The 22450-nt window shown below is 35.7% G+C and carries 19 protein-coding genes and 1 tRNA gene; 6 read left to right on the top strand and 14 right to left on the bottom strand.

Going from position 1 to position 22450, the window contains the following annotated elements; translation table 11 throughout:
• Window positions 1-5: 5 nt before the first annotated feature.
• The 3 genes from R3E91_04045 to R3E91_04055 are packed head-to-tail and all read right to left on the bottom strand — an operon-like array spanning window position 6 to window position 4038.
• On the bottom strand, window positions 6-308 hold the full coding sequence (locus tag R3E91_04045; protein ID MEZ5315364.1) for a hypothetical protein: 303 nt from the start codon (window positions 306-308) through the stop codon (window positions 6-8).
• Window positions 305-2218, bottom strand: a complete 1914-nt coding sequence (locus tag R3E91_04050; protein ID MEZ5315365.1) for a DNA topoisomerase IV subunit A — start codon at window positions 2216-2218, stop codon at window positions 305-307. Before R3E91_04050 ends, R3E91_04045 begins: the two co-directional genes overlap by 4 nt.
• Window positions 2218-4038, bottom strand: a complete 1821-nt coding sequence (locus R3E91_04055) for a DNA topoisomerase IV subunit B (protein ID MEZ5315366.1) — start codon at window positions 4036-4038, stop codon at window positions 2218-2220. Before R3E91_04055 ends, R3E91_04050 begins: the two co-directional genes overlap by 1 nt.
• Before the next feature lie 70 nt (window positions 4039-4108).
• Here R3E91_04055 and R3E91_04060 point away from each other — a divergent pair, with 70 nt between their 5' ends.
• On the top strand, window positions 4109-5131 hold the full coding sequence (locus R3E91_04060) for a hypothetical protein (GenBank protein MEZ5315367.1): 1023 nt from the start codon (window positions 4109-4111) through the stop codon (window positions 5129-5131).
• Window positions 5132-5163: 32 nt separating this feature from the next.
• Here R3E91_04060 and asnS read toward each other — a convergent pair whose 3' ends face one another.
• Together asnS and R3E91_04070 are read right to left on the bottom strand one after the other, a co-directional pair.
• Window positions 5164-6531 carry an asparagine--tRNA ligase gene (gene asnS / locus R3E91_04065; protein ID MEZ5315368.1) on the bottom strand — a complete coding sequence of 456 codons (1368 nt, stop codon included), beginning with the start codon at window positions 6529-6531 and terminating at the stop codon, window positions 5164-5166.
• A gap of 4 nt (window positions 6532-6535) precedes the next feature.
• Complete coding sequence (locus tag R3E91_04070) at window positions 6536-7402, bottom strand: deoxyribonuclease IV (GenBank protein ID MEZ5315369.1); 867 nt, start codon at window positions 7400-7402, stop codon at window positions 6536-6538.
• Window position 7403: 1 nt separating this feature from the next.
• On the opposite strand from R3E91_04070, the gene murJ reads away from it, so the two are divergent.
• Window positions 7404-9053: a murein biosynthesis integral membrane protein MurJ gene (murJ, locus tag R3E91_04075; GenBank protein ID MEZ5315370.1), complete on the top strand. Its 1650-nt coding sequence runs from the start codon at window positions 7404-7406 to the stop codon at window positions 9051-9053.
• A gap of 20 nt (window positions 9054-9073) precedes the next feature.
• Here murJ and rpsD read toward each other — a convergent pair whose 3' ends face one another.
• Window positions 9074-9700, bottom strand: a complete 627-nt coding sequence (gene rpsD / locus R3E91_04080; protein MEZ5315371.1) for a 30S ribosomal protein S4 — start codon at window positions 9698-9700, stop codon at window positions 9074-9076.
• A gap of 220 nt (window positions 9701-9920) precedes the next feature.
• Here rpsD and R3E91_04085 point away from each other — a divergent pair, with 220 nt between their 5' ends.
• A complete protein-coding gene (locus tag R3E91_04085) occupies window positions 9921-10853 on the top strand; it encodes a rhodanese-related sulfurtransferase (GenBank protein ID MEZ5315372.1) in 933 nt (310 codons plus the stop codon).
• Here R3E91_04085 and R3E91_04090 read toward each other — a convergent pair.
• The 6 genes from R3E91_04090 to pheT form a co-directional block, all read right to left on the bottom strand.
• Entirely contained in the window at window positions 10819-11625 is an 807-nt protein-coding gene (locus R3E91_04090) for a hypothetical protein (GenBank protein MEZ5315373.1), read from the bottom strand. The two genes, R3E91_04085 and R3E91_04090, sit on opposite strands and share 35 nt — an antisense overlap.
• Before the next feature lie 76 nt (window positions 11626-11701).
• Window positions 11702-11872, bottom strand: coding sequence for a hypothetical protein (locus tag R3E91_04095; protein MEZ5315374.1), 171 nt, complete (start codon window positions 11870-11872; stop codon window positions 11702-11704).
• A 54-nt stretch (window positions 11873-11926) separates the two neighbouring features.
• Window positions 11927-13597 (bottom strand): hypothetical protein, encoded by a 1671-nt coding sequence (locus R3E91_04100; protein ID MEZ5315375.1) that lies wholly within the window; start codon window positions 13595-13597, stop codon window positions 11927-11929.
• Between the two features lie 357 nt (window positions 13598-13954).
• On the bottom strand, window positions 13955-15649 hold the full coding sequence (locus tag R3E91_04105; protein ID MEZ5315376.1) for a hypothetical protein: 1695 nt from the start codon (window positions 15647-15649) through the stop codon (window positions 13955-13957).
• A gap of 188 nt (window positions 15650-15837) precedes the next feature.
• Window positions 15838-16797, bottom strand: a complete 960-nt coding sequence (locus R3E91_04110) for a hypothetical protein (protein MEZ5315377.1) — start codon at window positions 16795-16797, stop codon at window positions 15838-15840.
• Window positions 16794-19181, bottom strand: a complete 2388-nt coding sequence (gene pheT / locus R3E91_04115; GenBank protein MEZ5315378.1) for a phenylalanine--tRNA ligase subunit beta — start codon at window positions 19179-19181, stop codon at window positions 16794-16796. Before pheT ends, R3E91_04110 begins: the two co-directional genes overlap by 4 nt.
• A gap of 291 nt (window positions 19182-19472) precedes the next feature.
• Between pheT and R3E91_04120 the strand changes: the two genes are divergently transcribed.
• The gene (locus R3E91_04120) at window positions 19473-20537 is read left to right on the top strand and encodes a LysM peptidoglycan-binding domain-containing protein (protein MEZ5315379.1); all 1065 of its coding nucleotides are present in this window, start codon (window positions 19473-19475) and stop codon (window positions 20535-20537) included.
• A 49-nt stretch (window positions 20538-20586) separates the two neighbouring features.
• Here the strand turns inward: R3E91_04120 and yidD are convergent, their stop codons facing one another.
• Window positions 20587-20817, bottom strand: a complete 231-nt coding sequence (yidD, locus tag R3E91_04125; protein MEZ5315380.1) for a membrane protein insertion efficiency factor YidD — start codon at window positions 20815-20817, stop codon at window positions 20587-20589.
• A 72-nt stretch (window positions 20818-20889) separates the two neighbouring features.
• Between yidD and R3E91_04130 the strand changes: the two genes are divergently transcribed.
• Together R3E91_04130 and R3E91_04135 are read left to right on the top strand one after the other, a co-directional pair.
• A tRNA-Leu gene (locus R3E91_04130) sits at window positions 20890-20973 on the top strand.
• A 15-nt stretch (window positions 20974-20988) separates the two neighbouring features.
• On the top strand, window positions 20989-21582 hold the full coding sequence (locus R3E91_04135) for a hypothetical protein (protein ID MEZ5315381.1): 594 nt from the start codon (window positions 20989-20991) through the stop codon (window positions 21580-21582).
• A gap of 101 nt (window positions 21583-21683) precedes the next feature.
• Here the strand turns inward: R3E91_04135 and R3E91_04140 are convergent, their stop codons facing one another.
• Complete coding sequence (locus R3E91_04140; protein MEZ5315382.1) at window positions 21684-22145, bottom strand: hypothetical protein; 462 nt, start codon at window positions 22143-22145, stop codon at window positions 21684-21686.
• Window positions 22146-22450: the final 305 nt, after the last annotated feature.

A 22450-nucleotide genomic window follows, 5' to 3' on the forward strand; every position in this document is an offset into this window, starting at 1 on the left:
TTCTGTTACTCATTTTTCCGCATTTCTTTAGATGCTTTTTGGGCATGATCAGCAGATTGTCTGATTTGGGAAAAAATCTGCTGGGCAAATAGACTCATGAAATGGATATAGGATTTCATCCCTTCCTTTTCACCAAGACGATCAACTAAGACGTTTTTTAACTGATTTAAGTTAGAGACTGGGATATGGAATGCTTGTTCCATCGATTTATCTTGTAACTCCGATTTCATTCCATCCATATTTGAAGATGAAATTGGATGAATAGGCATTTGTGGCTCTCTTCGAATTCCGCTCATATCTTCATTCATATTTCCTCGTTTCTATATATTTTAATTGATGTTAACTCTTTATCAGTGAGACGAATACCTTTTGTATTGACCCCTTTTATTTTGATCTCATCTAATACACATTTGACCTTAATAAGGCGATTGCGTCCTTTAGATTTATAAGTCAAAAGGAGGGTCATATCAGGAGAGGTAGTGAAAAATTCAATTTTCTCATCAGGATCTAAAAATCGATATTCTTTATCAAGGATAAACTGTTTAATAATAAAGCGCTTTACATAAGGATAATTTGTCTTGTTATTTCGATAAACAATACAAAAGTTAGTTTGTTTATCAGCTTTTCCCATCCATAGAATAGGATTTTTTTGGGGATGAATGTACTGCTTTTCAGGGATATTGATGACCCGATAAGAGCCATCTTTAAATAAGATTAAAATTTTATCGAGAACATTGATTTCTAAAGGTTCAAGAGATGGGACTTTTGTTCCTATATATCCTGTATCAGGATTATAACCAATCTTGACTATCTGTTGAGTAATTTCTCGTTTACTAATCTGTTGGATTTTTTTGATTTGAGTGCGTCTAGGAAAAAGATTGCCATATTTTTCTAATAGGGCTTTAAGGTATCGGATAGTATAGGTAGTGATGTTTTTCAGATCTTTTTCCACTCCAAAGCGCTTTTTTTCAAGATGATTTAATTCCTCTTGATTCTTATCAAGATTAAACCGAGAAATCCGCCGAATCGGAATTGAAAGGAGTTTATCACGGTCTTCTTCTTTAGGAATCCGGGGCAATTGTGTGTAAAAAGGTCTTAAACTCTTTTCAATTGTTGTATCAATCTTATCGTAACTCACGATATTTTCAATTTGTTTGTAGAGTCGGTGGTGAATAAAGATTTGTTCTAAGGTTTTTTCAAAGATTTTTTCGAGAAGACGATGGTTTTCAATTTCAAGTTCCTTTTTTAAGTATCCTTGGAGATTTTTGACATAGAGTTTTAAAATTTCATGAATACTTTCTTCCCAAGGATGTTGGTCTTTAATGCTAATTAACTGAGTGTTTACTGAGACTTCACAGTCAGTAAATGCATAGAGCTGATCGATCATTTGATTTGCATACTGGTTACGGGGAAGTTTAATTTCGATTTCAATCTTTTCTGCTGTGTAATCATTGATTGAATCGATTTTGATCTTACCTCTCTTAGCCGCTTCATCAATAGAACGGATCACTGATTCGGTTGTGGTTCCATAGCAAATCTCTTTGATAATAAGCGTTTTTTCATCTGGGCTTATGATTTTTGCTCTCAATTTAATTTTTCCACGTCCTTCATCATATTCTGAAGGATCCATAATCCCACCTGAATGAAAATCAGGGTAGAGCTCGAAGGGTTTATCTCTCAGAATTGAGATTTCAGCTTCAATTAGTTCTCTGAAATTATGAGGAAGAATTTTTGTTGACATCCCCACGGCAATTCCTTCTGCTCCTTGCATGAGCAAAAGAGGAATTTTAGCAGGCAAGAAGGTCGGTTCTTGAGTACGTCCATCATAAGAAGGAGTGAATAGAGTCAGCGCTGGATTAAAAAGCGTTTCTCTTGCCATCTGACTCAGTTTTGCTTCAATATAGCGAGGTGCTGCTGAAGGGTCTCCGGTTAACGGGTTTCCAAAATTCCCTTGTGTTTCAATGAGGTAACCTTTATTGGCCAGGTTTACAAGGGCATCAACAATTGGCCCATCTCCATGTGGGTGAAGCGCCATGGTTTGGCCTACGATATTAGCCACTTTGTGAAACTTATCATCATCCATTTGATAAAGCATCCATAAAATACGACGTTGGACAGGCTTTAGACCATCAATTACATGAGGGATTGCTCTATCAAGAATTACATAAGAAGCATATTGGAGATAATTTGTTTTGAAAAGGTGTTGAATATCCTCCATCATAACTCCTCATGAATGAGGTTTTTCATAATAAAATCCCGTCGTTGCGGAGTATTCTTACCCATGTAGAATTCTAGTGTCGGTTTGATATCTGAAAAAGCATTAACTTGGATTGGTTTTAAGCGCATATTATCGCCGATAAATTGTTTGAATTCATTTGGTGAAATTTCTCCAAGGCCTTTAAAACGCGTAATCTCAATATTTTTCTTTAATAATTTTATGGCTTCTTCTTTCTCTTGACTAGAATAACAATAGATTGTTTGGGTTTGATTGCGTACCTTGAATAGAGGAGTTTCTAAAATAAATAAGTGGCCATTAATTACAAGGCTTTCAAAATAGGTTAAAAAGAGTGTGATCAGTAAATTCCGAATATGCATTCCATCTACATCAGCATCAGTCGCTAAAATCACCTTGTTATAACGCAGATCTGTAAGATCTTCTTCAATATTCAATGCACTCATGAGGTTAAAAATTTCCTCATTTTTGTAGATCTGATCTATTTTCATTCCATAGACATTTAAAGGTTTTCCTCGAAGAGAAAAAATCGCTTGTGTTAATGGATCACGCGCTGAAACAATTGAAGCACTGGCTGACTCTCCTTCAGTTAAGAAGATCATCGTTTTATCGCCATTTCCATATTTTGAGTGTTCATTATAATGGAATTTGCAGTCACGTAGCTTAGGAATTTTAAAGAAAATTTTCCTCTGTTTTTCCTTTGCCTCTTTCTTCACAGCAGCAAGTTCTTTACGCAGTCTTTCATTATGTCCAATGCGTTCAAAAATTTGCTTTGCTTCTTGAGAGTGAAGATGGAGCAGTTGAACAACAGCTTCCTTGACTTCTTGGACAATAGGATAGCGAATTTCAGTATTACTAAGTTTATTTTTTGTTTGTGATTCAAAAATAGGATCTTTCACCTTAACAAGTAGAGACCCAACTAATCCTTCTCGTACATCAACACCTTGAAATTTTTTTTTCGCAGACTCATTGATTCCTTTTAAAAGGCCTTCTCGAAAAGCTGAAAGATGAGTGCCTCCATCAGCTGTATATTGTCCATTGACAAAAGAATAGTGAGTTTCTCCATAATTTTGAGTATGAAGAAACACAAACTCGAGTCTTTCACTTCGGTAATGGAGAGGTTCATAGAGGCGATCTTCAGAGATTTCCTTATTGATCAGGTCAAGCAAACCGTATTTTGACTCAAAGACTTTCTCATTAAAAAAAAGCATCAACCCGATGTTCAGATAAGCATAATGCCAAAGCCGCTTTGCGATAAATTCTTCAAGGAAGGAATAATTTTTAAAAATTTCTTTATCAGGAATGAATTCAATATAAGTTCCGTTTTTCTCTTGTGTTTTCTTGGTTTTCTGATCAACTAATTTTCCTTGACTAAATAAGGCTTCAAATACTTTGTGATCCCGAAAGCTTTTAACGATAAAATGGCTAGACAGTGCATTAACAGCTTTCAAACCAATTCCATTTAAACCAACAGAAAACTGGAAAACATCATTATTATATTTAGCTCCGGTATTAATTTGGCTTACACATTCAATCACTTTACCGAGGGGGATTCCTCGTCCATAGTCACGTACGGCGATTGAAGAGATATCTGGATCATAAGAGAGGGTAATACGATCACCATACCCCATCATAAATTCATCAATGCTATTATCAATCACCTCTTTTAGAAGAATGTAGATTCCATCATCGATATGTGATCCATCTCCTAACCGACCAATATACATACCTGAGCGCATTCGAATATGTGTAAGAGGATCTACAGTCTGAATCGTACTCTCATCATATTTTTTTTTCTTTGCCATATCCCAGAATGATAATAGACGACAAAAATCTAGTCTAGAATGCAAATATTTTGTTATAGATAGAAGGTCTATGCAGATAGCGATTCTTGGAATTAGCCACAAATCAGCTGATTTAACGCTAAGAGAAAAATTGGCTAAGGTTTGTCATCGCCAATTTGGATCCAATAAGTCCATACATCCATCTTATGCCTATGTGCTTCTTTCAACTTGTAACCGCATTGAAATTTATTTCAGTTCGATAGATCTTGCAAAAACCCACACCCATCTACTAGAGATGTTAAGAGGTGAAATGCAAGAGGAGTTTGAACCTCATATCTATTCTTATTTTGGGAACAACTGTTTTTCTCATTTAGCTCGTGTGACAGCAGGATTTGATAGTGTTTTGATGGGGGAAACTGAAATTCAAGGACAGGTGAAACAAGCTTATGAAGAGGCAATTTCTGTCCGTTTCTTATCCCGTGAACTTCATTTTCTCTTTCAAAAATGTTTAAAAATTGGCAAAAATATTCGGAGTCGAGGAGCAATATTCCAAAAACTTCCTAAGTTAGAAGGGACAATTTTACAAGCTGGTCAGATTTTACTTGGCCACTTAGAAAAAAAAACTATTCTCTTTGTAGGATTTTCTGAAATCAATCGGAAGATTTTTTTTGCATTTAAATCTAAGGGAATTCTCAACATGACTTTTTGCAGCCGCTCTTATGAAAAAGAAGATCAGATGGCTCAGAAGGAAAATATTCAATTTCTGCCTTGGAATGCATTTCACAAGTGGTCAACATTTGATTTTATTATTTTTGCCACCAAATATCCTGATTTTTTAGTTCTCGAGTCATCTAAGGTGAGAAAAAAAACCCTCATTATTGACTTAAGTGTGCCACGTAATGTTCATCCTCAATTAGGAAAGAATAAACAAATCACCCTTTTGAACATCGATCAACTCGGTCGATTGATGGATCGTAGAAAGGGGAGTAAAGATCCTAAAATGGGACAGATTGAAATGCAACTGATTGCTGAAACAGTAGAACAACAGGTCTCTCTTTTTAAGCTTAAAGAATTACAACGTCTCCAAACTGTCTTTTCTACAAGATCTGCCTAAAGCAAATTCATTAAGGTCAACAAGCTTCTAGATTAAAATTCAGCATGACCAGCGTAACGAGGGAAAGCCACAACATCACGAATATTTTCCATACCTGTCACAAATTGTACTAGACGTTCAAAACCAGCACCAAAACCAGCATGAGGAACTGAGCCATAGCGTCTTAAATCTAAATACCACCAATAATCTTCCCTATTCAGTCCTTTGTCTTTGATTTTTTTTTCGAGGACTTCAATTCTTTCTTCTCGTTCGCTTCCACCAATTACTTCTCCAACATTAGGAACCAAGAGATCCATAGCAGCAACTGTCTTCCCATCATCATTATTACGCATATAAAATGGTTTAATATTTGCAGGGTAATTGGTGAGGATTAGGGGACCTTCCACATACTCTTCGCATAAGTAACGTTCGTGTTCAGCTTGAAGATCAGATCCCCATGAAGGGGGGAATGTAAATGTTTTAGGACTCTTTTTAAGGATGGTGATGGCTTCATCATAAGTCATCCGTACAAAGGGTTCTGAAATTGTCTTTTTTAGTCTAGCAATCACACCCTTGTGGATATATTTATCAAACAATTCCATATCTTCTAAATGTGTATTAACTATCTCACTAAAGAGATTTTTTAAGTAGTTTTCTGCTAAATCCATATTGTCATAGAGATCAGCAAAAGCCATTTCAGGTTCAATCATCCAAAACTCAGCAAGATGACGAGATGTATGAGAATTTTCAGCACGAAATGTAGGGCCAAATGTGTAGACATCAGAAAGAGCACAAGCATAAGTTTCTGCGTTAAGTTGTCCTGAAACATTTAAGTAAGCTTTTTTCCCAAAAAAACTTTCTGAATGATCGATCGTCTCTATTTTCTCTTTAGATTGAGTTTGATCAAGCGTCGTAATTTGAAAAAGCTGACCAGCTCCTTCAGAATCGGAAAAGGTAATAACCGGAGTTTGAAGATAAAAAAACCCCATTTTTTGAAAAAAACTATGAGTTGCATAAGCTAAGGTATTGCGTATACGTGTGATCGCACCGATCACATTCGTACGTGGGCGCAGATGAGTAATCTCACGTAAAAACTCAAGGGAATGGCGTTTTTTTTGAAGAGGATAGGTAACGGGATCACATGATCCTAGGTAATGAATCTTATGAGCATAGAGCTCATTTTTTTGTTTTGTTCCTAGGCTTTCAACTACTTTACCTGATATCACAACCGCAGTGCCTGTTGTGATATCAGGGGGTAATTTTTCCACAATGACTTGGAGGTTAGAAAGAGTAGATCCATCATTCAATTCAAGAAAAGCAAAGTTTTTTTGAGCTCGAACAGTACGCACCCAGCCCTTTACAGTGACTTCTTGTCCAATGAATTTTTGATCTTCTTTTATTTTTAGAATTCTTGTACGCATGAGATTATCTGGAAAATTGACGCAACATGGCAATCTCTTTTTTCCAAAGAGAGTTGCCTCCTGGTGTTTCTAAATATTTTGGAATGTCACGTGTGTCTGTAGACGACATGAGAAATTTGAAACTTTCTAATCCAATAGCCCCTTCTCCAAGAGGAGCATGACGATCTCGTTTTGAACCAAAGGGTTTCATAGAGTCATTTAGATGAAATGCATAGAGATGTTTAAGGCCAATCGTCTCATCAAAATCTTTTAATGTTTTTGACCATCCTTCTACATTGCGAATATCATAACCTGCAGCAAAAATATGGCATGTGTCGAGACATACACCTACAGGTAAAGATGTTTTTGTTCTGTCGATAATATACGCAAGCTCATTGAAGGTAGATCCAAGAGTGGAACCCTGTCCAGCAGTTGTTTCAAGCAAAAGACGCAGGCCATCGTGGTTAATTAACTTCTGAACATGGAACATACCTTTAATGATCCTTTCAAGAGAAGCTTCACGTGGGCTATTTAAAGCGGCACCTGGATGAAAATTTAAGTAAGTAATACCCAAATTGCAACATCTTTCTACTTCTTGATAAAAGGCATCAAGGCTTTTATGCCAATTTTCTTCTTGAGGAGATCCAAGATTGATTAGGTAGCTCGCATGACTCATGATTTTCGATAAACCCGTTTTCTCTAAAGTTTTTTTAAAAAGATCGATGGCTTCACTTGTCAGTTTTTTCCCTTTCCATTGTCTTTGATTAGAGGTAAAAAGTTGCACAGTAGTTGCTCCTATGTTTGCTCCTTCAATTAGGGCATGATGGACTCCACCTGCAGTCGAAGTGTGTGCTCCAATTAAGAGTTGATTGGCTAGTATAGGACATGGCATAGTGATCGTTATAACACGATTAATGATCATGATTCAAGATTCTTCAGATACAGTCACAAACTCTTTTAAGCGATTTTTGTCTGGGACAATGATTAGCCGTATGACAGGTCTAATACGAGAAATGACTATGGCTGCTGCTTTTGGTACGATTCCAGCAGTCGCTGCCTTTTGGATGGCTTTTCGTTTTGCCCACCTTCTAAGACGTCTTTTTGGAGAAGGAGTGTTGAATGTTGCTTTTACTCCACATTTTGAAACACTACGTCATACAGATCCGAAAGAAGGAGCACGTTTTTTTTTTGATCTTTCTACAGGATTATCTCTCTTTTTGCTTTTTTCTATTTTATTAATAGAAGGGATATTAGGGAGTTTTTTTCTTTTTAAAGAGATGAGTCCAAATAATCGAGAGGTCATCTCTTTAACAATGATTATGCTACCCGCACTCATATTTATCTCACTTTATGCACTCAATTCTGCATTGCTTAATTGTGAGTATTGGTATTTTTTGCCTAGTGTAGCTCCTGCTTTTCTCAATCTTGTTTGGTTGATGGCTCTTGTCTTTTTATGGCGTAAACCCCCTAATCAAGCATTACAATCTCTTGCTATGATCCTTGTTTTTGCTTTTGCTCTTCAATGGTTAGTCACACTTCCTCCAGTATACCGCTATCTTTCCAAAAATCTTGGGAAAAATTGGTGGCAAAATCAAGCATTTTCTGGACAAGCTATTGTTCGTATTATTTCTCCCTTTTTTCTTGGAATCATTGGAGTGGGTGCTACTCAACTTAATAGTGCTATGGATGTCCTATTTGCTCGTGCTGCCCACCCTGAAGGACCAGCTTTTCTTTGGTATGCTATTCGTATCCAACAACTTCCTTTTGCTTTACTGGGAGTTGGTTTGACAGGTGCAATCCTACCTCCTATGAGTCGTGCAATTGAAAGTAAAGATTGGGAAAAATACAAATTTTTTTTAAATTTTGCTTTAAAAAAAATTTTAGTCCTTATGATTCCTACAACAGTAGCGATTTTCGTCGTAGGATTTAGTGGGGTGAACTTGGTTTATGGACATGGTGCCTTTAGCTTTTCTGCAATTTTTGAAACCACTTTTTGTCTTTGGGCTTATGGGGCAGGACTTTTCCCAATGACAGTGGTTCTCATTTTTGCTACGGCTTTTTATGGCCAGAAAAATTACCGACTACCTACTTTAATCTCTTTGGGGGCTATTGGTTTGAATATTGGGTTGAACTCTCTTTTTGTGTTTGTCTTTGGGATGGGAGCAGTGAGTGTTGCTATTGCTACAACGTTGACTGCTTGTGTCAACGGAATACTCTTGCTCATCGCACTCAAAAAAATCTCTCATTTAGAACTTGATTTACAAGATTTGGGGTATCTTCTCATCAAAGTGATGGTTTGTGCAGTGATTTCTGCTTTTTTCACCTCTTTTATTGGATTTCTCCTCTTTAAAGATAATACTTGGCCTGTGCTTTTAGGCCAGCCCATGTATCCTTTCCCTCAAAGGATTCCGCAACAAATTCTCATTTTTTGTACTTTAACATTTTCTTTTAGTGGAATTTTTCTGTCTTTAGCGCATTTTGCTCGTCTACGTCTTTTTCTTGATTTTCTTCCTAAGAAAAAATCTCCTCTTAGTCGATCGTAGATTTAAAAACAGAGACTTGACTAGGTGCGGTGTGCTAAAAATTCACAGACGACTGGGATATTTACTGGTATTGGAAGGATCGATTCAATCTGATCAATTTGAGGCGTTAACAAGAGTTTCCCTCTAAATTGATCTTTTTCAAGCTCAAGATAATCAGGAATTTTTTGAGAAGCAGTTTCCATGGCATCAATGATACACTTCATTTTGCGTGATTTATTACGGATAGAAATTTCCATACCAGGCTGCACATAAAAAGAACGACGATCTACCTTTTTTCCATCGACTAAAATATGTCCATGTGAAACAAGCTGTTGTGCACCAAAAATTGTTCTTGTAAATCTTAATCTGTAAACAAGATTATCTAAACGACACTCAAGACGCTCAACAAACAGCTGGGTCGTATTGCCTTTTTTTTGCACAGCCTCTTTAAAAACATTGATCATTTGTTTTTCAAGGAGCATCCCATAACAGGCTTTAAGTTTCTGTTTTTCTTCCAATTGAAGACCATAGTCAGATTTTTTTCGACGACGTGCTCCATGTTGGCCAGGAGGATTGGCTTTTCTAAGAAGGGGATTTCGAGCTCGGCCAAAAATATTCGCTCCAAAACGACGAGCAATGCGATTTTTAGGTCCTCGATAACGTGCCATGCTTTCTCCTAAAATGATAACAACTTTTCTTTAGATTGACTAAAGAGATTTGACTATTTTCTGAATCTTAAAAATTTTCATTCGCGATTAAGACCTTGTCGCTGACCTTGTCGCTAGAAAAGATAAAAGATCCTGAGGTTTCTTAGGAAAGAAATTGTATCCTTGTATCGGAATTTTCTACAATGGAATAATTTTCCTATTTAGTTTATGATCCTTAATCATGAAATATCTTGCCTTAGCTTACTACAAATTTATCTCGATTGATGATCCTCACATTGAAGTCTTAAAACATAAAAAATTTTTTGAAAATAAAGATGTGACGACTCGTATCTATATCTCTGAAGAGGGGATTAGTGGACAGATGAGTGGTTGCATAAATGATGCACAAGACTACATGGATTGGCTCAAAACACACTCTTATTTCTCTGACATGGTTTTTAAAATTCATCCAATTTCTGAAAATATTTTTCCTCGTGTGACTGTTAAATATCGTAAACAACTTGTAGCTTTTGATGCACAAGTCAATCTCACAAAGGGAGGTCAACATGTCGCTCCTCGAGAATGGAAGAAGATGGTTGAGAGTGGTGAATATTTTCTCCTTGACGTTCGCAATAATTATGAGTGGGCCATCGGCCATTTTCAAGGAGCTATGCTTCCACCGATTCGTACATTTCGTGAATTCCCTAAATATGCTCAGGAGCTTTCAAAAGCAGTCGATCCCTTAAAAACTAAAGTCATGATGTATTGTACTGGGGGAATACGTTGTGAGCTCTATTCAGCTCTTCTTAAAGAAAAGGGATTTGGAGAGGTTTACCAATTGGATGGAGGGGTGATTAATTATGGGATCGAAGAAGGCAAGACATATTGGAAAGGCAAATTGTTTGTCTTCGATGATCGGTTAGCGATTGATATCGATGGAGGAGAAAGCACACCCATTGCACATTGTACTCATTGTCATTGTTTATCAGATACTTACTATAATTGTGCGAATATGGACTGTAATCATCTCTTCATTAGTTGTCCTACATGTCATGAGATCTATCAACGCTGCTGTTCTTTTTCATGTACAAAAGCCCCTCATCTCCGTAAGTTTACTGATACTATTGGAAATAAACCCTTTAGGAAAAAGCATACTCTCTTATCTTGCGTATAAGCTCAAGAACACGCTTTTCTGTTTTTGGAGTAAAGAGCGTTAAACCAGGTTTGATGCCTTTTTCAGATAATTCAAAGGCACGCATTGTATTACAGATTCGTCCATCTAAACGGATTCCGATCCCTTTTAATCCAGCCATATTTCCATAGTCAGCAAACATTTTAAGGGTAAGCTCACAAGCTGTAATCAGAAAAAGCACCTGTTGGTCTGGATAGTTGTGGATGAGGTCGAAAACTTTTTCACCGATATAATGAATTGTTGGAATGATCAGTGGCTTGACCTTATTTTTAGGTAAAGCATGGACTATTTTTCCAATCGGACATTGGCGACAGATGGGGTGATCTGCCTGATGCATGCATCGATCAGTAAAACGCCCCGAAGGACATTCAAGAGGTTTTTGACAATAGGAGAACCCAACCGCTAGAATAGAGTTTTTTAGCCTTTTTTCAAAATCCTGCACGGAGGAGATACCGTAGAGAAAAAAATCCTCATCTTTTCTATAAGATGTTTTTCTAAACAGAGAGTATAACAAGCGAAATCCATAGCGAATGGGATGTTTAAGAAAATGACGTAAAATCACTCGCTGTCTATCATGAGTCACCATGTATTTAAAACTTTTCCATTTTAACCCTTTCTGAGTTTCAGTAGTGATACCCGGAATATTAGGAAATGTTTTTAATTTTCTCATGGCTTGGTTGAGTTCAGCTTTTTTTGCCCCTTGATCCCAAGCAGCTTCTGCTGTTTCCCATGAATGATATTTTTCCCAGAACATCGATCTCCTAATCATTTGAACAGAATGCATTGCAAATGTCATTATCAAGTTTAGCTGAAAAAGTATAAAAATAGCTCTACTTTTCAGTTTCTTCTTCTATGGTTTCTTGTGCAGCATTTTTGATTGTTTCAAGTCCATCAGGGAATCCAATGAGTTTAAGCAGTTGATCGACATATTGAATTTCGCTGAGCAACTGATCGTTAACAAATTCAAGATAAGCGACCTTTTGTTCGAGTGGTTGTTGCATAATGACCTCCAAGGTTGATTCCTTAATCAAAATGCAATTGAGATGCCAAAATGATTATTCAAATAATAAATTCATCTTTTGAGTATATTTGTTGACAACAGATACGTATAAATCTGCCGTCTTTCCCCAAGTATTCCTTGGTTGAAGAGCTTCTTCGATGCCATTTTCGTCACTCTCTTTAAGATACAGATCTTTTATATTTTGAGCCAATTGACGATCGTTTTTAACTTTTTTTAATTTGAGTAGTACTGGTTGTGCTAAAAATTCTGCTAATTTCTTGCATGGTTCGTCAATCTTTTTATCGATAGCGAATTGTTTAATTACTTTTTTATTCAACCAATGTTTCACCTTACTGTCTACCGCCAATTTACCTACGAACGGTAGGGATAAGCCAGCTCTTAAGAATGGGTTATGGTTTTTCTTTTCTTGTACCACATGTTTTTCATATAATTTTGACAGGTAGTGAATCCTATTTCTAAGTCTATCTTCTAAAACTTCTCGTAAATTCTTTTCAATCTCAAGAGCGATGAATTTCAATCGGTTTTCATAAGATTGTTTAAGAGCATCAGCACTCATCTTTTGTGATTGAACTATTTGACATAGAGATTTTTGAATTTGTTCTCGATTTTTTTTGATCTTTCCCTCATACGATTCGCTATTCTTAGAATCTTCGGGTTTGCATTGTCTTATTCTTAACTTGAGTTGTAAATTCTCTGAAACGAGTTTCAAAATATTTTTTAATTGTTCTTCATCTATTTGATGATCTTGAATCCATTGTAAAAATAGATCTTTTGCTAATGCCCTAGAATATTCGGTCGATTCTAATTCTTTACAACTATGATTAAAAAAATCGTGGAAATTGTCAGTAAAAACTCTATTTGTTATTGGTTTTTTACATTCGTTATATTTGGAGACAAAGTCTTCAATCTTTTCGTGATTAAGATACTTGAAGATCATTATAACTAGAATATCTTGATTAGAATCAAGATGATCAATAAAAGAGAAACATAGTTTTTGGATTTCATCCATTTGTTGATCTATTTGCTCTAATGTTTCGGAATGAACCTTTTTCTTTGCAGAGCGCCAATATGCTGATAAAAATTCTTTTAAAAACTCCTTTGTACTCTCAATCATTGAAGGGATTACACTTTTAAAATCTTCGAGATACTTTTTAGGGTCGTTATAAATTTGTCCACATATCTCTTCAGAAATGAGAGGTTGTATTTCTATCGGATCGGTAATTTCAAAAATCTCTTCTATCTGTTTCTTTTGTTCTAACTGTTTCTCAGAAGACTCACTGGGTTTTTGAAAGTCAGAAGGAGGGATTGGAGGGAATTTTAGGGGTTTATGGTCAAATAGAGAGTCTCTATCATTTTTTGAATCATCACAGTTTTGTTGAAGGTTAGGGTCTGTTAGAGAATTCAAGGGGGGAAGATGAATTACAGACTCTTCATTTTCTGTGAGTTTGTTTATTAAGTGATGTTTATTTATATCAGATTGTTGCGGTCGAGTAGAGAGGAGAGATTGCAGGGAAAGTCTGTTTGCTTTCTGAGTTTTACGATGTTTAAGGGTAGAAACAATAAAAATGATAAGAGAAGTCAAACCAATAAAACTTGTTGACATACATCCAATAGATGAGAAAAACGATCTATCAGTAGGATTAAGAGCTAAAAGGACTCCAAGTGCAATCGCTGTCACTAGAGTTGTAAGAAATGTTACTTTCATAATCGTCGGTAAGTTTTTGACAGAATAACAATTAGAGGATGAGTTCGGTGAAATTTGTATTCCAGACATGCAAGACTTTAATTGAAAATTATCTATCCATGAGTATAAAAAAAAATAATTAAGATTCTATTAATTTTTTTGATAAAAACTTAATCGATTGATGTTGAAATAGAGTTTTTAAAGACGAAAAATTTTACTGGGAGATTTTTCAGAAGATAAGAAGAGCATCTACTTTTCAGTTTCTTCTTCTATGGTTTCTTGGGCAGCATTTTTGATTGTTTCAAGTCCATCAGGGAATCCAATGAATTTAAGCAGTTGATCGACATATTGAATTTCGCTGAGCGGATGCCAAAATAATTATATAATTAATGAGTTCATCTTTTGAGTATAATCGTTGACAACAGATACGTATGAAGCTGCCGTCTTTTCCCAAATAGTCTTTGGTTGAAGAGCTTCATCGATGCCATTTTGGTTTTGATTAAAATTAGAAATGTTTTGAAAGATATCGCAATTATGCTCCGATGGATTTTCTGGAACAAATAGTGATTTTAGTGATTGACCAAATTTCTTATCAAGTTGTATTGCTGGTATTAAAAGTATTATTAATTCTTTAGTTGGTTCCACAATCTTTTTAGCATAAGATTGTAGAGGTAATGGGGCTTTATTCACCAAATAACGATTAAGTACCGTCTTTAGTAGTTGACCTGACATCTTTGTTGGTGTTTTGGAAGCAGTATATATCTTTCCTTTATGCTTTTTTAATAGACTATAGGCAATAGAGAGATACCCCATCCTATCTTGAAGAATCTCTTCTAACTCTTCTCTTAACATTCTATCAATCTGAAGAGCTATGAATCTTTTTTTGTCAACCTCGTTTTTACCTTGCATAACATCAGAAAACTTTGAGAGGAGTAATGGAAGTAAAGATTTAGCAATCGTCTTTTGATTTTTTTTAATATTTTCTTCAATACCTCTAATATTATCCTTCCTGTAGACTATATTCTTTGAAACGATTTCAAAAATTTCTTTGAATTTTTTGCTGTCTTCTTTACAGAAGATAGATTGAGAGTTGTTCTGCATAAGTGAAAAAAACTTCATTCCACACAATTTAGAATATACGATCGATGCTTCTTCATCACTGGAATTAAAAAAACTGGGAAAAGCTTTAATGAAGTCTGGAATTGGGATGTTTTTCTGGTTTGGGTATCTTGAGACAAAGTCTTCAATCTTTTCGTGATCAAGATATTCAAAGATCAATGACGTTAAAATAAGCTCGCTATGTAGTTTCTCATCAGATTGGCAATCTTGAATAAAAGAGAAATATAGTTTTTGGATTTCATTCATTTGTTGATCTATTTGGTTTAATGTTTTGGAATCAACCTTTTTCTTTGCAGAGCGCCAATATGCCAATAGAAATGCTTTTAAAAACTCCTTTGTACTCTCAATCATTGAAGGGATTACCTTTTCAAAATCTTTGAAATAATCTTTAGCGTGGTCATGAATGTATGTAAATTGGTTTCCAGAAATGAGAGGTTGTATTTTTTTATGGTGTATTCTCTTTACATCTATAATTTCATAATCCTGTTCCTCTTCTATTTCTTTCTCTTGCTTGAACTTTTTGTCAAGCTCACTGGGTTGTTCAGAAACACCGTATGGTAAGCTTGATGCAATTGAGTTTGAGAAGCTATCTTCAAATAGGGAGCTTTGATCACGATGTTGTTCATATTTAGGAGCTGTTAGATAAATTGGAAGGGATGGATCAGTCACAGGCGCTCTATCTTCTATGAGGTTGTTTGCTGAGTGACTTTTAGTTATACCATATTTTTTCGATTGAGTAGAAAGGGAAGGTAGTAGGGAAAATCTTTCTACTCTCTGAATTTTATTATATTTAATAACAGTAGCAATCAAAAGACTCAGAGAAGTCAAACCAATCAAACTTGTTGAAATACATCCAATAGATGAGAAAAACGATCTATCAGTAGGATTAAGAGCTAAAAGCACTCCAAGTGCAATCGCTGTCACTAGAGTTGTAAGAAAGGCTCCTTTCCCCATCGTCAATAGGCTTCTAAGATGATAAGAATTAGAGGATGAGTTCGGTGAAATTTGTATTCCAGACATGCAATATTTTAATTTAATTACTTATTAAATATTATAAAGAAAATTGATTAAGATTCTATTAATTTTTTTGATAAAAACTTAATCGATTGATGTTGAAATAGAGTTTTTAAAGACGAAAAATTTTACCTGGACTCTTTTAGAAGGTGAGAGCCTGTCCAATTCACCAGTTCTCCTTGATTATACCATTCAATTTTAGTCCCTCCATCAATATAGAATTTGTGTTCTCCATGGCGCATATTGTTTTTCCATGTAATCTCTTCAACGAGAATTGACCCATTAGTGTATCTTGCTTCAATTCCATTTTTGCTCCCTCCAATATAAGGAACCTCAGCATATTTTTCTCCGTTCCGATAGATCACAGTGATTCCTTCTTTCTTTCCATGTACCCATTGTTCACTAGTATTGGGGACTCCTCCTTGAAGGAATGTCAGACGAGTTCCTTCTATTTCTCCCTTGGAGTAAGGCGTGATTGTTTTAGGATCGCCATTTGAAAAATATGTCATCCTTGCTACCATTTTGCCATTCTGAATGGTATCTCTAGAAAGCAGCTCACCATGGCTAGAGCGGCGTATCCGCATCCCTTGTCCATTTTGTATTTGTCCTTCATTCACATTCATTGGTGTTCGATATTCTCCTTTAACTAGAGAATCTCCACGATACATTTCATGAGTATTGGGGGTCCCATCTTCATACCAACTATTAAATTCAGATAAGATCCCCTGATCAAATTTTTCCTCGCGCATTGCAATTCCACTCGGAAAATTTTCCCGTTTTGCTACTAGTGTTCCATTGTCATAGATTTCAATAAATTGAATGACTGAAGAGCTAGGAAATGTATAAGTCGATTCACCATGCAGGATCCCTTTAGCATAGCTTTGGGTAAGGGTGACTCCGTTTTTTTTCAATTTCACAATTTTTCCTTCTCGTCCTTGTGCATTCCAATCAGATTTTATTACAGGAACGCCATACTGGTGAATGTAAGTCTCTCTGACGACATCACTATATTTTTTGTGAGTTTGACAACTAGTTGCAGTCAACAAAAATAGAAGAAGGGTTGTTCCAAATCTGATCTTGCTATTCATAATAATTCCTTACTTTCAGTCAATTGTTTGATAATTCTCTCATGCTCGTTCTCAACGACTTTTAATGACAATGTTTTATTGGAATCGCGGTATATAAAACGTAGCGTGACATTTTTCCGATCTGATCCTAAAGCTTTGCTATGGTAAACGTCAAGTAGGAAGACGGATTCAAGGTATTTTGAGGGGATATTTTTAATTTTATCTACCACTGACCCAAGAAGCATCTCTTTTGGAAGGGTGATGGTCCAATCACGTGTAGAAGTAGGATAGTTTGGTAAGGGAGTCATTTTTGTATTTGGCTCTCTGATGGCATATAGATCTTCGAGATTCAGCTCAGCAAAATAAACAGGCTGGTTGAGATCGATTTCTTTGAGTATCTTTGGATGAATCTCCCCCATAATTCCAATGTCTATTTTTTTTGCAGAGATCCTTGCTTGCCTTCCTGGATGAAAATTTTGATATCCAGTTGGCTGAAATAATATAGAGTGGATATTTAATCCAATGAGAAGATTTTCTACTATCCCCTTTAAGTCATAAAAATCGACTTTATGCGACTTATTTTTCCAGGTTTTTTCCTCCTTTTCTCCCGTTAAAATCAGAGAAACAACAGTGGGTTCAAAATAATGCTCTTTCGTCTTGAAATGGATACGTCCTATTTCAAAACCTGCAACCGAATGAATGCTATGATTACTATTTACCTTAACTATGTTTAAGAGACTTGAAAGTAATGAAGGACGGAGGATAGATTGATGAATAGAACGTGGATTGAGTAATTCAATCAATGAGCGTGAAGGGAAAGAATCTGATTGAATAAGATCTGCTTCTTTGGGACCAATTAGATCGCATGAAAGCAACTCCTGTAGCCCTTCACCGATTAACCGGTTACGCACTTCTTTTTCGAAGAGATAGGCAGGAGAATGAGGGAGAGACCCTCTGCGAAATCTTACCGGTTCTTGTTTACGAATATTTTCAATTCCATAGAGACGAGCGATCTCTTCAATCAGATCAATTTCTTGGCAAAGATCATGACGATAAGTTGGAATGATTACATGAACTTCATCTTCTCCAATCATTTTTATTCCTAGATTGAGACGCCTGAAAATGGTTTCAATCTCACTCATTGAAAGCTTTGTTCCTAAGATCCGATTTGTTCTTGAAAGACGACAGTTGATCAGATTAGGTTCAAAATCTTTTGTTTTTATATCAATGAAACTATCAAGAGCTATTCCACCAGCTAATTCACAAATCCATCCAGTGGCTTGTTCTAGAGCTTCAAGAACACCATTGGGATCAGTGCCTCGTTCAAAGCGATAAGAGGCCTCAGTATGAATCCCAAGAGATTTTCTTGTCTGGCAGATTTGAGATGGTTCAAAGTAGGCAGATTCTAACAAAATGGTTCTGGTTTTTTCAGTGACTTTTGTCTCTTCAGTCCCAATAATTCCTCCAATTGCAATCGGTGTTTGACCAGCATACACCATCACCATTTCTTCACTAGGAAAGTATTCTTTACCATTTAAACCACGAAGAGATTCTCCTTTGCGACTCTTACGAATCACAAGGTGTTTGTCTTCAAAAGTGTCAAAATCAAATGATTGTAAGGGTTGGCCTAATTCAACCATGAGAAGATTTATGATATCAACTACAGCATTGGTACTCTGTATTCCACAAGCTTGAAGGCGTTCTTTCAACCAATTTGGAGAAGAGGTGACTGAAACATTATGAATTAACCGGCATGCATAACGAGGACAGGCGTCTTTTTGGTCTATTTGTACAGACACCTCTCCTTGAATGGGTTTAATCATTTTTTTTATCGGATGGATTTTCAATATATTCAGCATTTCTTGGGTAAAAGCAGCCAATTCACGTGCAACTCCACGTACACTTGTACAATGGCCAAGATTCGGAGTCAGGACAATTTCAAAAACAGGATCACCAAAGAGTGTTGTGAGATCAGTTCCAGCATCTAGATTTTTATCTAGTTCCATAATTTCTTCTGGAGTGCCTTTGGTAAATCCCAACTCTTCCTGGGAGCAGAGCATGCCTTCCGATTCAATTCCACGTAGATGGATCTTTTCAATTTTCAAAGAACCAATACGAGCCCCAATTTTTGCAAAAGGTGTCTTTAAGCCAACACGGCAATTTGAAGCACCGCAGACAACTTGATAAATTTGAGATCCATCAGAAATTCTTGCAATCGCAAGCCTATCAGCTGAAGGATGACTTTTGGTTTCAATCACCTCACCTACAACAACTCCCTCAAAAATAAGAGAGGTATTTTGTATATCTTCTACTTCTATCCCAATCAAAGTTAACGATTCAGCAATTTCTTTAGGACTCAATTTTGTAGATAGATATTTTTTCAAAGAAGAAAGAGGGATTTTCATAAAGGGGTCCTTAAATATTTTTTAGACGCTTGTTTAGAGGAGTAGAGGTGTTTTTATAAGAAAAATTTCTGGATTGTATTCCGAATTTTGTGTCTAAAGGATAACAAGTAAATTTAAAAAAATGGAGAAAATAATCTGCCAGTAAATCCATTAACAAGAAAAGTTCTTTTTAGAAGAAATTTTACGATAGACTGACTATAGTTATCAAGTGTGAATATCATGAGAAAAAGAAATTCCTCGTTGTTTCAAATACTTATTTTAAGTGGGACTCTCAATATGATATTCCTGGGGATGTTTTTTTATTTTTTAGTCATTGATCGCCCTTTACATTTTTTTTTTCCAAGAAAAGAAGAGACGAAAATGGAAGAGATGCCTTTAGCTGCCTCATTTCTAGAGGATTTACAAGAGCTCTCTTTTGATGATCTCGTAGAGCTTTTAGAGGATAGACGGATCCTTAATCAAGGATATCGAGTCTGTGATTTTGCAGTTGGCACTCTTACGACTTTTCATCATTTTGATATCTTGAGAGCCTTGGGTAGAAAAAACTTACCAGCAAGAAAATGGGTAGTGAATGAAAGAGTTTTTACTCTTTATCCTGATCTACAAGAAAAAGATTTAGAAAGATTGATTACTTTTTTAAAAGAAGAGATCTATCCCTTTACAAATCAAGGGCTATTATCTCGGATTCAAGCAAATATCAAAGATAAAGAACTTTTGACTTATTTTTGTCATACCCCAGAATTTATCCTTTTGGAAAAATTATTTCTTCATCACGGCATTTCAATTTCGAAAGGGAATTTACTCAGTATGATTTGTGAAGGAGGGTGGGAGCGTTTTGAAAAGTATTATCTTTCACAAGAAGAAGCTGTGGATTTTTCTCAAGACATGGTTAGAAAATTTCTGATTGAATATATCGAGAATGGTTCAAAGACAGCGGCTTACCTTTTGTTAGTGATAGATAGTGAATATGCAATTAAGTATTTGAGTGATGATCATATAGTATGTATATTAGACTTGCTGGATGTAAAAACAGTTGAAGCAAATGATTTTGTTAATCAATTAATTACTTCTCCTCGAGCAGATAAAGTAAGAAGAGGAGCATGGCATTGGTTGAATCAACATCCAAGTGGTCAAGTTGAGGAGATGGCTGCTTTCACAGATAAACAACTTCGTCCTCTATTTCGTGACTCGCCTCCAGCCTCTCCGAGTCCATCAACTCATATTGTCCAACCAGGAGAATCACTTTGGTTGATTGCACGTCGATATCAAATTTCCGTTCATCTATTGATTGAAGTGAATCACCTTCAGTCTACCATCATTAAACCGGGAAAAACATTAAAAATTCCTTTAAATTAAGATCGATTTGGTCTGTTAAAATAGAAGAGATTCCCATGGAAAGAAGATATTACTCCTCTCTGTTCAGGGGATGAGGAAGAGGATCATATCCTCCTTTGTTCCAAGGACCACATTTAATGAGGCGTTTGCAAATCAACCAGCAGGCTTTAAATAGGGGATGTTTTTTTAAAGCATCTTGGGCATATTCCGAACAGCTTGGAACAAAACGACAGGATGGGCCCAATAAAGGGCTAATCAAGAGTCGATAAATATGAATAAGAAAGATGAGAATGTTTTTCATAGATATAGACTATATCCGAATATTCGCTTGCTGGAAAGCATTTCAGTTGATAATGTTTCCTCTTTTTGTTGAGCGGAAGTGGCGGAATTGGTATACGCGCTACCTTGAGGTGGTAGTGGAGGAAACTTCTTGGGGGTTCAAGTCCCCCCTTTCGCATCCCTTGGAGATTTCATGAAAATCTTTCTACTCACCTTGCTTCTTTTTTCCCCTTCTCTTTTTAGTCATCCTATTGATCGTTCTATGACGAATTTCCAGATGCATCAAATCAACCATCATGTGGATAGATTTGATTTTTCAGGTGAATTCCCAAATCTCCAGAATATCGACATTGACGGACGTAAAAAGAAACGAGTGGAGTTTGATTTGAGTGGAGATTATCCATTGTTAAATTCAGTTCGCTATCAAGGGAGCTTTGGATTTCTAAAAGGAGCATTTACAGGTAAATATCCTTCCCTATCATTCGTCACAATTTTAGCAAAAAATTGTGCAATCCAATTGGATCTTAAAGGCAGATGGAGTTGCGATTGTGAGATGATTATTCGTGGAATGAAAGAGGATGTCATTATTCATCTTCCTGAAGATATCGGATTGATTATCCATACTAAAACCTCTCCTTCGGGAAAAGTCTTTGCTAAAAAGGGGTTAAAAAAGCAAAACCGATGGACAATTTGGAAAAAAACTTATCAAAATCCTCTTGCTAAAACAGCTTCAGTCGTTTTGACTTTGAATATAGAAACCACAGACGGGAAAATTTTTCTTCATTAAATCCATCTATCATAAAAATCGCTATAAATACTTATCAAGTAGTTTTGCTTCTTATAGAAGCTGGGTTAGGTTTATCTTAAAAAGATATCTCTAGTGTGGAGCTATTGAGCTTGAACAGCTTCTTTATAAGCCTCCCAGAGTTCTTGATCCGCAATATTATCTCTAACAGCACGAATTAATTCTCTTTTGACTTGGTTAAGAGGGCGGGCAGCTAGAATTTTTGCAAGGAGAGAGTCGTCACCATTTTCACGAGCAATTTGAATGATGCGGTTGATCATTTCATTAGGAAGTTTAATTTGATTGTTAGCTCTATTTAAACCCCGAGGCGCCCGAGGGGTTGGAGCTAGCTCAAAAGGTTGATGAGGATGAAGAATAAACTCTTCAAGAAGAGAAATACATTTTGCTGGTTCTTTTTCTTTCATTTTCTTAAAGGTAAAATGATGAATATACCCACCACGAGGACCAGGAAGATATCTACAAATCTCCTTTTCTCTTTTTCCTTGAATTTTATTTAATGCCTTTTCAATTGTAATTTTAAGGTTTTGTTGTATGTCTTTTGTCATGATTTCTCCAACTTTATTTTTTGGTAAAAATAATTGCATTTCTATTCTTTTTTATTCAATGAATAAAATTTGATAGAGTAAAATTAACGGAGATCAAAGAGAGTATATTATAATATCTTCTCAAATTGTTGATTTTCTTAAAAATGGAAGAATATATTAAATTAAATTTTTAAGACTGTATTAATTTATTTGGAATTTAGAATTTTGATTAAAAAATTAGTAAGTTTTTTATTAAATTTTTTTTTAAAAAATTTTATAAAAAATGAAAACTTATAAATTATTTTCAATAATTTAATCTCATCAAT

This window comes from Chlamydiales bacterium (assembly GCA_041395025.1).
Classification (GTDB): domain Bacteria; phylum Chlamydiota; class Chlamydiia; order Chlamydiales; family JAAKFR01; genus JAJACP01.